The following is a 14,600-nucleotide window of genomic DNA, read 5'->3' on the forward strand; positions in this document are numbered from 1 at the left end:
CATTTTAAAGTAGCAAAAAGTGGTCAATCTAAAGTAGCGTTGACATCTGTTTCAGCTCTTCGATTGCATCGATAAGATTGATGATATCCACCGCCACATTGACCACACTCCCGGCATGGGTGTAAGCCGCGCCCCCCATCAGTTTGCCTAACATTCCCTCTGCTTTGGCACCGGCGCCATTGACTATTTTGATGCAGTTAGCCAGACGCCCCATATCTTGCCCTATGCCATGCAGGATTTGGGTCAAATTGGCGACGGTGACAAATTTTCGCCACGCCGATGCCTCATCTTCATGTTGCCGCGCCAACAGGTGCATCGCTAAAAAGGCGACATTCAACGTCGACACGCCATCGACATGCGCGATTTCAGGCTCGAGCGCTGTCATTTTATCGCGCATAGTAACGAAAATAGCGTTATCAGGGGTAAGGCGTTTTTCCAGTGGCGCTTGTTGCTGATTTTGCTGTGCTGTCGGTCTGGCTTGAACAAAAAGGAGCGCGGTTTCACTTTCCGTTGTGGTGACAAATTTTTTAAACCGATAGCGGATTTTTTCTACATTATTATTGAGTTGCTGTGTCATCTGTTCAATAACGGTGGTGACGTGGCGGGCGAGCGCCTGTAGATGGATTTTTTTCTGCACTGTCGCCATCTTTAAGAGTAACGCTTTATCCGCGGAGGTTATCGCCGGCGGCTGAATGTGCACTTCGGCTGAAGGGGGCGGCAGCGTCTGTCTCTCAATAAGCTGAATGAGCTTGATGGCGTCACTGTGTTCAGCCTGCCCTCCGGGCAGGCCGGTTGTGGGGCTTACGCGGTGCGGTGACTGCGGAAGCAGGGGATCAACAATAATGTTGTCGGCAGAAGTGCGTAGGGGGGCAAGATAGTCAACCGTCACTTCAGTGCGCAGGGGGAGAGGGTGGTTGTTTTCATCAAGATCGGTGATCACACTGATTTGGCCTAAAATAACCTGGATATTTTCCGTGCGTAGGCCGGGTAAATGTTGCGTAATCAAGTCACTTATTTTTTCCCGGGTTTCGACCAATGATTGGCCATTCCATTTTTCTGTAGACGATGCGTCCTCTGGCGTGGGTAAAAACAGCGATTTTTCACCGACAAATAGCACCTGTATGCGTGCATCCGGCTGGGCGGTGAGGGTAGTTCTAAACTTATGCAGCGCCTCTTGCGGCACATCCGCTGGATGGCCATTCGGTGAATAAAGATTGAAATGCGCGCCATCGATACCAACAAGATAACGACGCTTGGGATCGCCTTTTAACCATTGACCCGCCGCCCAGAGCGCATGAGTATCATGCGGATCGACCACCGCAATGTGGTAAGCGTACTGGGATGGCATTTCTTCAACGGAATGGAATGGGGATGCGCTTTGTAACGGGTCGTTTAGCAGAGACAATCGATGGCCTGAGACGGCTAGCGCGGGGAGCCCCAGACGCCGGGCGATACCCGGTAAGAAGCCGTTTTGGAGTTTTTGTGATAGCAAACGGTGTTGTGGATAGAGGGCAATAAATTTTTCATTGCGGGGCAATTGGGTTAACACCTCCTGTAACCCTGTCACCACGAAGTCATCGGATAGCACGCGCTGAAGGGTATTTTGCGGATTGTCTTCTGGCATTAGTGCCCTAATTTTTATACCGCGCAGATAGGCTTCAATGCAGAGGTGTTTCAACGCGGTGTTAACATGGGTTAATTTGTTGATGTCCCTCATCACCCCAGGTGATTTCATGTAGGATTTTATGGATTGTTCTTCCACTTCATTCAGCGGCAAAACAATCGTCGTAACGCCCTTTTTTTTGAGGCTAGGCATATAGCGTTGAATATAGTCCAGGCTTTTCTGATAATGAACATCATCGCTATAGCCGAATAGCAATCCTTGTGCTTCCTGTCTTAGCGCGACACTGATGGGATCATCATTATTCTCTCCCAGGTTTTGTTCAAGCTGTCGATTCAGCGCATTTCGCGCCGCGCCACTGTATTTGCTCTCCCACTGTGTGACCGCTAATGGGTCAGCAAGATGGGTGGCGGTACCATAAATGTTTTTTATCTCCTTAAAATAGGCAGCAGGATCTTGTTGTTGTTTCAGCTCATCGAGCAAAAAATTCATTGAGGCGTGCAGGGCATGACTGGAGACCCATTGATACAGGTCAATGGCAAAGGGGAGGTTATTTTGGGCAAAATCGGTGATGATTTCTATGCTAGTCTCTGTGGTTTCCGGCGTAAACAAGGCGGTATCAAGTTGTGCATCTAACACGCGAAAAACCTCTTCACGCCTCTCATCATGAAAATAATCTTCACTATAATCCGCTATTTGGGCTTTCAATATGAAGGCGGTGATAATTTGTTCACTATCGAATGTGTTATGTAATCGCTCGAGAGAATCAAGGATAGCTTGATACACTCTGCCAACCGGTTTGAAGGGGATATAAGCTATTTCTCTCACTGCACTGGCTGACATTATCTGATCAAACCGCTGCTGTTTTACATTTATCTGGCTTTCTAGGATGTCGATGATTCTTTCTGAGTTTGGTGCAGTGCGGGCTAATGAGAGCAGTGATGGGGTAAGTGGCATTAAAAGATCTATGGGGCGGGCGACTGCGACGAGTTGCTCTACCATCTCGACATTGCCCTGCTGTATCGCTGCCTTTAATGCGTCGCCGGCGTTATCTTGGGCGTTATGCTTTAGTAGCAGGGCGACCAAATCGGGCTCTCCTGATAAAACCGCTTGTTGTAAAATTGAGGGTTCCCATTTTAAATATTTATTCGGATCGGCGCCGGCATTCAGTAACAACTGCAATGCCGTCAAATTTTTGTTTTTAATAGGGTAATAGAGCAAGTTGTATTGGTATGACGCTTGATAAGCCTGCAGATTATGTTTCGATAATAACTCAGGTATCATCCAGCTTAGGTTTTTATCCAGTGCCCTCACCAAGGGGTTATCCCCCACTCCATGATCACTTTGTTTGAGATGGATATGCTTTTCTTTCAGTAAGTTTTCAATCAGCGATTTTTCTGCAATATCGATGCTATAGTTCAATAATTGCCCCATGATATGGGCGTAGATCTGTCTCTTGCTACCTTTGAAAAGCCCCCACAGATTATTGAGGCTGAATTTATCAGCATCAATAACTTCTCGATGTGTCCGCTGATACAGTTTTTTTAACAGCGGACTGCCGGGCTTGATAGCGTTCGCTTCCCAATAGGCGAAAAAATTTTTTATCTCCTCTAAGTAGTGTCGTCACGTAATAAAAAATATATTATCATGTAACAAATAACGACAACTGTTGAGATGATTCAATAATGAAAGATGATTCGGGAATGAATTTAGCCCATCGCCGCCACGATATATCCGATCATGTTTGGAGCCTATTGGAAGCTCATCTCCCGGGGAGAAAAGGCACTTGGGGTGGCATAGCCAGAGATAACAGGCAGTTTATTAATGCTGTTTTCTGGATATTGAGAACCGGCGCTCCCTGGCGTGATTTACCGCCTGATTATGGCGGTTGGAAAAATACTCATCGCCGGTTTTGCCGCTGGCGTGACAAGGGGCTATGGGAGTCTCTGCTCGAAGCGCTGATTGTGGAGCCAGATTTTGAATGGCTGATGATTGATGCCACTCATAGCAAAGTTCACCCTCATGCAGCAGGCGCAAAAGGCGGTAATCAGGATATGGAGCGCACAAAAGGGGGCTCAACAGTAAGATACATCTGGCCGTGGATGCGCATGGTATGCCGGTCAGAATTTTTATTACATCAGGTACCACAGCAGATTGTCAGCAAGCAACGAATTTAACCAAAGGTATTGCAGCAGAATATCTGTTGGCTGACAAGGGCTATGACAGTGATAACATCATTAAAAAAGCAGAAGAAGCCGGCATGCAAATCGTAATACCACCTAAAAAGAATCGTAAAATTCAACGTGAGTACGATAAAGCGCTCTACAAGCATCGACATCTCGTGGAAAATGCTTTTCTGCACCTAAAGCGCTGGCGAGGTATTGCTACTCGTTATGCAAAAAATACCTCCTCTTTTCTCGCTGCTGTACAAATACGATGCCTTGCTCTATGGCTCAAGATCTCATGACGACACTATATAAGTTTATCCAATGTAAAAAACTGGTATCCACGTTAGCCACTTCACTATCAGGCATCGTTGAAAGCACCTTGATCAGTGCTTGAAGGGAGAGCGTCAATTTTGCCGACCAATCAGGATGATCTTGCGCATAGCGAATGAGCTTTTTATCGCCTAATTTTAAAAAAAATGAGATCAATTCTTCATTGCTCAGGTGACACAATAGATCGGTGGAAAGGGTAGCCAGTTGCTCAGGGGGCAGGGTTAAAAGCGTTGTTATCAAGGGATTGAATTTTAGCTCATTAAACCAGAGCAGGTTAGTTTTTACATATTCAATACCTCTTTCTGCTCCTAATTTTGCGAAAAATTGGGAAAGTTGAGTAGCGTTCGCTTTGTTTAATAGATGAGTGGGAATAGTGGCCAACCGTTCAGGCGTCAGGGTTAAAAAGGTTGTTATCAAGGGATTAAAAACTAATCTATTAAACCAGAGCAGGTTAACTTTTACATACTCAATACTCCTTTCAGCGCCTAACTTTGAGAAAAATAAGGCGAGATCTTTGGCGTTGGTGACTTGCAAGTATTGCGGATCAATCTCGCTTAGCAAGGGAGCATCTTGTTCTTTAGCGCGTGCAATGCCATCGATTAATTGCTCGTAAGCCACTTGAGTCAGATGTTTCACCAGATCTTCAATCGTTGGCGGGCTTAATTCACCGTCTATCTCCTGCCAAAAAAGATCGCCTATTCTCTGGAGTCTACGACCCTCTACCGCAATAGGTGTCCAATCTATCCAGGCAATCTGTGATGGTAAAAGAGAAAGTTGTTTGGCAATTTCAACCTGTAGCCAGGTTTTATCTTGTCGTAACCGATATTTTCCTGGGCTGTCAGGCGCCTCTTCTATTAAAGCATAAACGTTTATTGGCTTATAGCTCGATTTAACACCGGCCAGTATATTGTTTATCTGCTCCCATTCCGCGGCATCGCCTATAATGTTATGAAGGTTATTCCAATGATCTGTCGCCAGCTTATCAGTAAGGCTATAGGGCGCGAGAGCCTCTTGTAGTGCATTTTGACACCACTCGAGAGCTACTGTGCTAATAAAGGCTAAGTCAGAATATTCATCATAAATAGGGGTAAAATTTAATGCTTGACTAAAATGATTCAAGAACTTATTAAAGATATGTACTCCTCCACTTGTATCGAGAAGATGGTGGCTAATAAATTCCGTTATTACTGCATGCGCTATGGTGTCTTTATATGTCGAGAAATTATCCGATAATTCACCTGAGGGGGCAGTTAAACTGAGTTTGGCTCCTATGATGTGGCTATGTACACCTGAACCACACAACATAATTTTTCCTGCCAGTTCCCGAATTTCATCCATTTTTGTTGCCGTGGAAATAGATCGCTCTTCCTGAAGCGATTGAGCAATTGCCTCTATAGATTTTTTTGCTTGATATAGGCTACGAAGACGATCATCTGAGCTTTCTGAAAATAGACTGGTTTTAAATTCCTTGAGCCTATCTTCTACCGTCGTTTTATTTCCTAGCCATTCGGATATGATTTTGTTTTGTCCTTGGTTCGGAGCATGTTGCTTATAAAAATCAATGATACTTTGAATAGCTTGTTCATATTCTTGTTTAAATTTAGGGAAATTGGCTGAATGTTTAAAGTGATGCAAATCAGATTTTGTTTTTCCTGTGTAATAGATCGGAGAATGAGAATCGGAAGAAATCGCCTCTGGTTGATTTATTTCTACAGTGGGTTGAGCTGGCATAATCACTTCCTTAAATTTAATAAATAAAAATAATTTTTATTTATTATTAACAGCTTTGTTGAAAAATTCACTATTTGAGCAATTTTATTGCTTCGTATTAGCCGTATAGCCGAATCAGTTTAATTTGATTCAAGGCGGAGGAGCGCAGACAGTAAAAATAGTACGGCAAGCGACGACAACACTTAAATCAAATTAAACTGGTTTGGCTATAGAGAACTACTGTGCATTAGTTGGTTGTATAGATTTAGCAAAATCTGTTTTTCAAGTCTGAGTCTGGCTAGTGTAGTGGCCAAATTAACTATGCTACTACAGATCGATTTGTTAGGGATATTGGGACAGTCCTATTGGGTCAGTTGTCTCTCGTTGACGATGCTTTGATCGCTACGGTCAATTCGGTAGAGCGAGCAGACGCGGTAAAAGTGTATCTCAATAATTTGCTGGATAATTTAATTGGCAACCCCCTTTCTGTCCATGAGAACATTTCATCCCTGATGGAAAATTATTCGACAAAAGGTTTACCGCCTGCTGAGCCACTCGATTTTCCTGAATTGATAACCGCGTCATTAGATCAACATTACCGTAAGATACTGAATGAACCCATTCCTGCACTCAATAACCTGACGCCAAGGGAATGTGCCCAAAAGAGTGACCAACAGGTTAACTTGATTCAATGGCTCAGGAGCCCAGAAAATAATACCGAGCCCATTAACGCCCTTCTCGTTTTTGGTAATGACTCGTTAGCAAAAAACGGTTACTGATTCAATTCTCTGTGCTCTCATTGAGCACAGCTCAAAAAGACTTAATAGTCTCTAAGAGACCCGCTCTGGCAAATCTAGCTTAAATAACTCACACAGGTTAGTATTTCCTACTTTTTTATTACGTAAAATATGCTGGACGTTTCCAAGATTATCCTTACCGATGTAATTTATTAGATTAAATTTGTGTGGCGTAGAAAAATAAACAAGAAGGGAATCATCTTTAGTCATAAAGCCATGACTGCACAGTTCTCTTAAATTTTTATAGTGAGATTCTTGTATTGCCTTTTTCAAAAGGCTCCCACGGAATTCACCATTTTCGTTACCCCGGTTTGATAGTTCAAGTACATGACGCGATAATTCAGGTAAATCACTTTTAAAATGCACGAAGAATATGTCATCACTATTTTCAGCGTCAAACAGCCCTAACAGTTTATCTTTAGCATAGTTAGGGTTATCAAGTTCTTTGTGAATTTTTTCTATCACTGACTTATTATCTGACATTGTTTGAATTCGTGACGCAATAAAATTCTCTTGTGATAAATGTTCTTTACATTCATCGAAATCATTTTCAAAATCGTTACCTATTTTTAGTGCACATAATTCATTGAAATTATTTTCATAACGATAATCTAATGGTTCAGATTGATAAATTAGATATTTTTCAATGCTAAAAGAATATGACCAGCGATCTGGTTGCTCCATATCTTGATGGATTGCAATTTGAAAATCGTGTTTATAGTCCTCATTGGCTATTTCCCGTAATTTATTAAATTTAGAGGCCATTTTTATTGGCGTGTTTTCACTTGACTCGCAAGAATCAGGTTCAGTCAGTTGTTGGTACAGTTCTATAATGCGCTTTCTTTTGCCTCCGTTTCTTAAAAATTTATCAAAAATTTTATCGAACAATCCCATTTTCGTCGCTTCTTGAAGCGAAGTTGCTTTAATTACCCTACGGATTCTTCTGAGGTTTAGCCGGGTAGTATTAAAATAATTGCCCGGTGGTCGATAAATTATTTCCATGCTGCCTCCATGATGATAATCATACCGTTAGTGAATTAAAACCGGTGGTAAATCATTATACCTGTCTAGCATTTCACACTGAGCCGACATGTCTTACTGGCTAGCGATGCTCAACAATTACCGGCTAAAAGATAAAATCAAAACAATTAAATAGCATGATGGTATTGCCACTTAATACATGTGAGAAAACCACAAAAATAACGCTAACATAATATTGCAAGCAATATATATAATAAATTTCTATTATTTTTGTTTTTGTACTTTTTTTTCTAACCCAGACAATTACATCGAATTGCCAAAATAACAAAAAGAGCTTATCTATCTCATTTACTGATGTTACGCAGCAGGGCGTTCATATAAATCTCCTGAAAAAGGAGCCCCTAAAGGGTAAAGTCGCTCTGTCGCGTCAATGCCAAGTCGCTACGCGGATCGCCAAGGCGAGCATTGACCCGTCTATACCCTTCGCCTTTCAAGTTACGGCGGCGTTGGCAGCTCGCACTCATCCTCTGTCATGTACTACTTGTATACTCCTAGGATTCGCTTGATTGCCGCCTTGCCGTAACTCGAAATTCATTGAGTATATATTTTGTGCTTACAACACCCTAAGCTGGGGTGACAAAATTTCCGGTGGTACGGCGTAGAACACCTTATTAGACTAAAACTGTCCATTCAGGCTAAAAGTGGTATTCCAGTTTTTATTACCTTCATTTGTTTGATTTAACGATGTCAGCACCGATAAAGAAAGGTTTTTATGTAATGTGTATGTCACGCCTGTTTTTAGCATATTGCGCGTTTCGGTTAAATCGGCTTTAGTACTAAATGCGCCTATGGCATCGGCTTGCGCGTTGTATATCAAATCATTGTCTTTTAGCGTGTGTGCGATTTCAATGCCCGACATCCACATTAGAGAGGGTAAAACAGAAACTCGGACATCCGCCCCCATGTAACCGGTCGCATTGTCATAATTAATCTCATCGTACTCTACAGGGAAACTCACTGCATTTTCTCCTGATAAGTATTTAGGGAAAGGTGGCTATAACGTAGCCCCGCATGCCAGCCCAGTGAAACTCTATTGCTAAAAATAAAGTTTTGCCCCCCTTCAATGGATGCGCCTAACCCGTTCAGTTTGCTATTGCCTTTTCCACCTTCGGTGTGAGACAAAACAGAACGTTCAATATCCAGGTCATACTGACTGAACGAAACCGCCGGACGCAAATAGCTTTTGCCAAAGCTAAACGGAAAATGCCAGTCAGCATAAAAACCGAGGCCAAAATTATTACCATTAATTTCATGACTATCTGAAAAAGGACGGGAAAACGCATGTTCAATCACGCCACCGAGGGAAAATATCTCTGTCAGGCCGTACCCCAAATTAAACCCGGGAACAATATCTTTCGTCATCACATGAGAAGTATTCGTATTAATTGACCAGCACCAATCACCGCGCGCTGAAATACACCCCTGCTGCAACCTCGTCAAAGCTTGCTGCTGAAACGCCATAACAGAAAAAGTATCTGTTGCTAATTTAGAAATGGTATCGCGAGTATTTGTCGCATCGATAGTAAATACGGAAACAACATCCTGGAAGGCGCTTGATTCCACTACTTGCGCCGGTTGAGGCGCCTGAGGCACTATTGGCGCCGGTTGAGGCGCCTGAGGCACTACTGGAGCCGGTTGAGGCGCCTGAGGCACTATTGGCGCCGGTTGAGGCGCCTGAGGCACTATTGGCGCCGGTTGAGGCGCCTGAGGCACTACTGGAGCCGGTTGAGGCGCCTGAGGCACTATTGGCGCCGGTTGAGGCGCCTGAGGCGCTATTGGCGCCGGTTGAGGCGCCTGAGGCGCTATTGGCGCCGGTTGAGGCGCCTGAGGCACTATTGGCGCCGGTTGAGGCGCCTGAGGCACTACTGGAGCCGGTTGAGGCGCCTGAGGCACTATTGGCGCCGGTTGAGGCGCCTGAGGCGCTATTGGCGCCGGTTGAGGCGCCTGAGGCACTATTGGCGCCGGTTGAGGCGCCTGAGGCACTACTGGAGCCGGTTGAGGCGCCTGAGGCACTACTGGAGCCGGTTGAGGCGCCTGAGGCACTATTGGCGCCGGTTGAGGCGCCTGAGGCGCTATTGGCGCCGGTTGAGGCGCCTGAGGCACTATTGGCGCCGGTTGAGGCGCCTGAGGCACTACTGGAGCCGGTTGAGGCGCCTGAGACACTATTGGAGCCAGTTGAAGCGCCTGAGGCGCTATTGGAGCCGGTTGAAGCGCCTGGGGCACTACTGGAGCCGGTTGAAGCGCCTGGGGCACTACTGGAGCCGGTTGAAGCGCCTGGGGCACTACTGGAGCCGGTTGAGGCGCCTCAACCGGCGCCGGAACTGACCTGCTTATTCTTGATATAAATACATGTTTGACTCCAGAATCTGTATCAGAAACACCCGCGGCTATTTTTCCATCAGCAGATAATGCTAGTACGAAAGATTCCTCCGAATTATCACTTTTTAACGTCCCTAAAACGGTTTTAGTCCCCCAGTTATCACCAGACCAAATAACCGCGTTGCGCAGACCTGAATCATTATCAGCATATCCGCCCGCTATTTTTCCATCAGCAGATAATGCTTGTACGAAAGATTTCCCCGAATTATCACTTTTTAACGTCCCTAAAACGGTTTTAGTCCCCCAGTTATCACCAGACCAAATAACCGCGTTGCGCAGACCTGAATCATTATCAGCATATCCGCCCGCTATTTTTCCATCAGCAGATAATGCTTGTACGAAAGATTTCCCCGAATTATCACTTTTTAACGTCCCTAAAACGGTTTTAGTCCCCCAGTTATCACCAGACCAAATAACCGCGTTGAGCACACCTGAACCATTATCAACATATCCGCCCGCCATTTTTCCATCAGCAGATAATGCATATACTGAAGAATACCCCGAATTATCACTTTTTAACGTCCCTAAACCGGTTCTAGTTCCCCATTTATCGCCAGACCAAATAACCGCGTTGAAAAAACCTGAATTACTATCAGCAGCTCCGCCCGCTATTTTTCCATCAGCAGATAATGCTAGTACGAAAGATTCCTCCGAATTATCACTTTTTAACGTCCCTAAAACGGTTTTAGTCCCCCAGTTATCACCAGACCAAATAACCGCGTTGCGCAGACCTGAATCATTATCAGCATATCCGCCCGCTATTTTTCCATCAGCAGATAATGCACGTACTGAAAAAAAACCAGAATCATCACTTTTTAACGTCCTTAAAACGGTTTTAGTTCCCCATTTATCGCCAGACCAAATAACCGCGTTGAACAGACCTGAACCATTATCAGCATATCCGCCCGCTATTTTTCCATCAGCAGATAATGCACGTACTAAAGATTGCTTCAAATTATCATCTTCTAACGTCTCTAAATTTCTCTTTTCAATTACCTCAGAAAAAGCCAGCAGCGGTGCTCCGAAAAAAAATAACAAACACATTAAATAATTCTTTTTTGCATTACAGAAATTGATTGTCATTTTAGAAATTTTCATAAGTGATGAACCGAAAAGTATGATCGCGTTGGGTCGGTGACCCTATCGTGCTACTGGCTACTGCAGTGGCTCGTAGGGGAATAGCAATTCGCTATTGCGTTTAGTCAACGTCTTATAAGTAGGGCTGCCATCATAAGCCCCATCAGCAGTTACCTGAGTGACTGGCTCTTCTATATTTAGAGCAGAGGCTCTGCCTGAGAGGGATCCTCCACGTTTTGTTCTGTCAGCGTGTGCGCAACAATAGTGAAGCTATTTGCGTACTGAATAACCGTGATGGAGGGGATTTAGCCTTTACAGGCAAGTTGCACCTAATGTTCAGAAAATGCGTGTTTTTAAACGAAAATGACTCTGCAATAACGAAATTATCTCTTTGTTGAACAGAATAGACGTAAAGTTTTAGATGAATACCGCCTGATTTTTAAGCAATTTATGATTTTTCTCATAAGGCTAATTATTCAATAATCTCATCTATATAGTGTCGTCATGAGATCTTGAGCCATAGAGCAAGGCATCGTATTTGTACAGCAGCGAGAAAAGAGGAGGTATTTTTTGCATAACGAGTAGCAATACCTCGCCAGCGCTTTAGGTGCAGAAAAGCATTTTCCACGAGATGTCGATGCTTGTAGAGCGCTTTATCGTACTCACGTTGAATTTTACGATTCTTTTTAGGTGGTATTACGATTTGCATGCCGGCTTCTTCTGCTTTTTTAATGATGTTATCACTGTCATAGCCCTTGTCAGCCAACAGATATTCTGCTGCAATACCTTTGGTTAAATTCGTTGCTTGCTGACAATCTGCTGTGGTACCTGATGTAATAAAAATTCTGACCGGCATACCATGCGCATCCACGGCCAGATGTATCTTACTGTTGAGCCCCCTTTTGTGCGCTCCATATCCTGATTACCGCCTTTTGCGCCTGCTGCATGAGGGTGAACTTTGCTATGAGTGGCATCAATCATCAGCCATTCAAAATCTGGCTCCACAATCAGCGCTTCGAGCAGAGACTCCCATAGCCCCTTGTCACGCCAGCGGCAAAACCGGCGATGAGTATTTTTCCAACCGCCATAATCAGGCGGTAAATCACGCCAGGGAGCGCCGGTTCTCAATATCCAGAAAACAGCATTAATAAACTGCCTGTTATCTCTGGCTATGCCACCCCAAGTGCCTTTTCTCCCCGGGAGATGAGCTTCCAATAGGCTCCAAACATGATCGGATATATCGTGGCGGCGATGGGCTAAATTCATTCCCGAATCATCTTTCATTATTGAATCATCTCAACAGTTGTCGTTATTTGTTACATGATAATATATTTTTTATTACGTGACGACACTACTTAGGAAAGGCGTTTTATTTTATACTGAGCAAATAGCGGTTTTCTGGCTTTCTTTATTTTCTTTTCATTTCGCGTGGCCGCTACTATTTTATCTTTTAACGCGCATTTTCTCGCTCTATTTTGTCGGTTACTCATCACGACGCCCTCCTTTAATATCGGTCATAGCCAGTCAACCCCACTCAATCACTACTCTCTTTTTTCTGTGACACCGATTTCAGATATAGATGAAAATTTTCGTAAGTGATCTTCTAGCCTCAATTCAGATTCACATTTTTTGCTTCTTTTAGATTTAAGTGCGCTGATAGTTAATAAACTATTTGCGGTGGCTGATATTTTAACAGTGACCATTGTCCCTGTCTCGGTTGCCTCAATATTTACTTTCACTCTCCCATCCTTAAAGTTCACTCATGTATTTTTAGTTTATATTTATACATGCCGATTCCATTATTAACAGATATAAAATTTCATAAAAATTATTTTTTAGTATTTCATCTCTGGCCTTCATTATTTACACACAATTAATAGTGTTTAATTAAGTAAGCCATAATTATGATTTACTCATACCCTGCTGTGATACAACAGTACTACTTACATACATTATTATTAGAGTGAATTTTACTCTTGCTAAAATATAAAATAAATAATGTTCCTATTCTCAATATTTCATCATTCATAATGAAAAACATTTAACTATCTGTGTATTAACAAGCTTCTTTTGGCAAAAAATACTATTATCGTATAGTGTAAAAATTTTATACTTATATTAATAATTTTTTATATGATCGAGCAAAAAGACCTGAATAGTTCTGATCAAAATTTCGATGATTGCCAGTTAGGATTATTCCGAATACCGGTTATTGACGAAAATAGTCTCATTACAATTAAGAGGTAAATATGTGTTTTAGTGACAAACCTAATGAACAGGAAGAAAAATTTATCATAGATCAACTCTGGGAGCATAACGCGCAGTATAATGCCGTAGACATTCGGTCTTTAGTTGTCACGAGGAAAAGCGATAAAGGTAAAATTATCGCCGGATTAATAGCTAGAACGTGGTAGGGAGGTCTTGAAATCCAGTATCTATGGGTAGATAAACACCACCGTAAGAAGGGTTTTGGTAAGCAATTAATGGAGAAAGCAGAGAAAGAAGCCGCCAATCGTGGTTGTCATTTTGCTTATGTCGACACTTTTAGCTTCCAAGCGCAGGGGTTTTATCACAAACGGGGATACCGTGAGTACGGGGAACTATCAGGTTTTGTGCACAAATATACCCGCTATTTTTTATCCAAAAAACTACCACCTCAGCTAACACCCACAGCATAATACAATATATTTAGTCAAATTAATGGTGATGAACTACCTCATGGTCTCGCCGTTTTTTGAACGCTTCATGAAATGAAGAGAACACCTTTAGAAATAAGTTCAGCAGGAATGTATTTATCAAAACCGGTATGTTTGCAATATGCTATAAATTGATGTAATGAATTAACTCCTACTTTTTGATATATGATGAGCAGTCGATTTTCTACTGTCCGATGAGATAGTTCAAGTTTTTTGGCTATTTCCTTGCAGCATAATCTATTTACTGCAAAAAAAATTAACCTCAATTCTGATTTTGTAAATAGATCATTAGGAGGTTCTAGTATTAATACAGATGGAGAACGTTTATCAATAAATTCCAATGGAGATAAAAAGTTAAATTTCCTGGCATGCCAAACCGTCGCTACGCACTGTTTATCTTTATTGTAGACTGGAAATTTTTCACAAAAATAAGGCTGAATGGATTCTCCATTATTCCAAAAATGGGTTTCAATAATACTGACACTTCTTCCAGTCTTTTCAGCACGTCTATCGTGGTCTTGTAATTCTGGCGCTAATTCCGCCCAGGGGACAGGACATTCATGATCCAATTTCCCTTCAATATTAAAGTTAGAGGGTATACCTGTGAAATTTAAGGCAGCCTGATTCATGTGCAGATGCTGTGATTGTAAATTTTTTATTCCCCAAGCTTCATTAAAACTATCTATAGAAAAAATAAGAGAATTGAGCTGTTCTGTGGAAATTTCTGGCATTTTTTTCAAAATTGCATCCATATTTAATTTTAGTAATAAGTAAAATTATT

At 42.6% G+C, this 14,600-nt stretch carries 11 protein-coding genes and 1 pseudogene; 3 read left to right on the forward strand and 9 right to left on the reverse strand.

The genetic code is table 11. The annotated features are described in order from the left end of the window. Positions 1 to 28 precede the first annotated feature (28 nt). The gene (locus AACL30_RS14350) at positions 29 to 3,043 is read right to left on the reverse strand and encodes an ankyrin repeat domain-containing protein (RefSeq protein WP_339057084.1); all 3,015 of its coding nucleotides are present in this window, start codon (positions 3,041 to 3,043) and stop codon (positions 29 to 31) included. Between the two features lie 281 nt (positions 3,044 to 3,324). Here AACL30_RS14350 and AACL30_RS14355 point away from each other — a divergent pair. Then, a protein-coding gene (locus AACL30_RS14355) for an IS5 family transposase (protein ID WP_422389587.1) occupies positions 3,325 to 4,088 on the forward strand; the annotation gives its coding sequence in 2 pieces (ribosomal slippage) (positions 3,325 to 3,685 and positions 3,685 to 4,088; 765 coding nt in all). Here the strand turns inward: AACL30_RS14355 and AACL30_RS14360 are convergent. Further along, positions 4,075 to 5,850 carry a hypothetical protein gene (locus tag AACL30_RS14360; RefSeq protein WP_339057085.1) on the reverse strand — a complete coding sequence of 592 codons (1,776 nt, stop codon included), beginning with the start codon at positions 5,848 to 5,850 and terminating at the stop codon, positions 4,075 to 4,077. The genes AACL30_RS14355 and AACL30_RS14360 overlap by 14 nt on opposite strands. A 344-nt stretch (positions 5,851 to 6,194) precedes the next feature. On the opposite strand from AACL30_RS14360, the gene AACL30_RS14365 reads away from it, so the two are divergent. Further along, positions 6,195 to 6,608, forward strand: coding sequence for a hypothetical protein (locus tag AACL30_RS14365; protein WP_339057086.1), 414 nt, complete (start codon positions 6,195 to 6,197; stop codon positions 6,606 to 6,608). 51 nt (positions 6,609 to 6,659) lie between these two features. On the opposite strand, the gene AACL30_RS14370 is transcribed toward AACL30_RS14365, so the two are convergent. The 6 genes from AACL30_RS14370 to AACL30_RS14395 all read right to left on the reverse strand — a co-directional run bounded on the left by AACL30_RS14370 (position 6,660) and on the right by AACL30_RS14395 (position 12,862). Further along, positions 6,660 to 7,628, reverse strand: coding sequence for a hypothetical protein (locus AACL30_RS14370; protein ID WP_339057087.1), 969 nt, complete (start codon positions 7,626 to 7,628; stop codon positions 6,660 to 6,662). A 380-nt stretch (positions 7,629 to 8,008) separates the two neighbouring features. After that, positions 8,009 to 8,131, reverse strand: coding sequence for a hypothetical protein (locus AACL30_RS14375; RefSeq protein WP_339057088.1), 123 nt, complete (start codon positions 8,129 to 8,131; stop codon positions 8,009 to 8,011). 152 nt (positions 8,132 to 8,283) lie between these two features. Next, positions 8,284 to 8,625: a hypothetical protein gene (locus tag AACL30_RS14380; RefSeq protein WP_339057089.1), complete on the reverse strand. Its 342-nt coding sequence runs from the start codon at positions 8,623 to 8,625 to the stop codon at positions 8,284 to 8,286. After that, entirely contained in the window at positions 8,622 to 11,090 is a 2,469-nt protein-coding gene (locus tag AACL30_RS14385; RefSeq protein WP_339057090.1) for an autotransporter domain-containing protein, read from the reverse strand. The genes AACL30_RS14380 and AACL30_RS14385 overlap by 4 nt, the downstream gene beginning before the upstream one ends. A gap of 535 nt (positions 11,091 to 11,625) precedes the next feature. Further along, a protein-coding gene (locus tag AACL30_RS14390; RefSeq protein WP_422389587.1) for an IS5 family transposase occupies positions 11,626 to 12,389 on the reverse strand; the annotation gives its coding sequence in 2 pieces (ribosomal slippage) (positions 11,626 to 12,029 and positions 12,029 to 12,389; 765 coding nt in all). A 275-nt stretch (positions 12,390 to 12,664) separates the two neighbouring features. Continuing rightward, entirely contained in the window at positions 12,665 to 12,862 is a 198-nt protein-coding gene (locus AACL30_RS14395) for a TraY domain-containing protein (protein WP_339057091.1), read from the reverse strand. A 510-nt stretch (positions 12,863 to 13,372) separates the two neighbouring features. Between AACL30_RS14395 and AACL30_RS14400 the strand changes: the two are divergent. Continuing rightward, positions 13,373 to 13,801 (forward strand): annotated as a pseudogene (locus AACL30_RS14400) (GNAT family N-acetyltransferase). Positions 13,802 to 13,866: 65 nt separating this feature from the next. On the opposite strand, the gene AACL30_RS14405 reads toward AACL30_RS14400, so the two are convergent. Continuing rightward, a complete protein-coding gene (locus AACL30_RS14405) occupies positions 13,867 to 14,550 on the reverse strand; it encodes a helix-turn-helix transcriptional regulator (protein ID WP_339058224.1) in 684 nt (227 codons plus the stop codon). Between the last annotated feature and the right edge of the window lie 50 nt (positions 14,551 to 14,600).

Source organism: Candidatus Regiella endosymbiont of Tuberolachnus salignus, assembly GCF_964020115.1.
In the GTDB taxonomy this organism is placed as follows: Bacteria; Pseudomonadota; Gammaproteobacteria; order Enterobacterales; family Enterobacteriaceae; genus Regiella; species Regiella insecticola.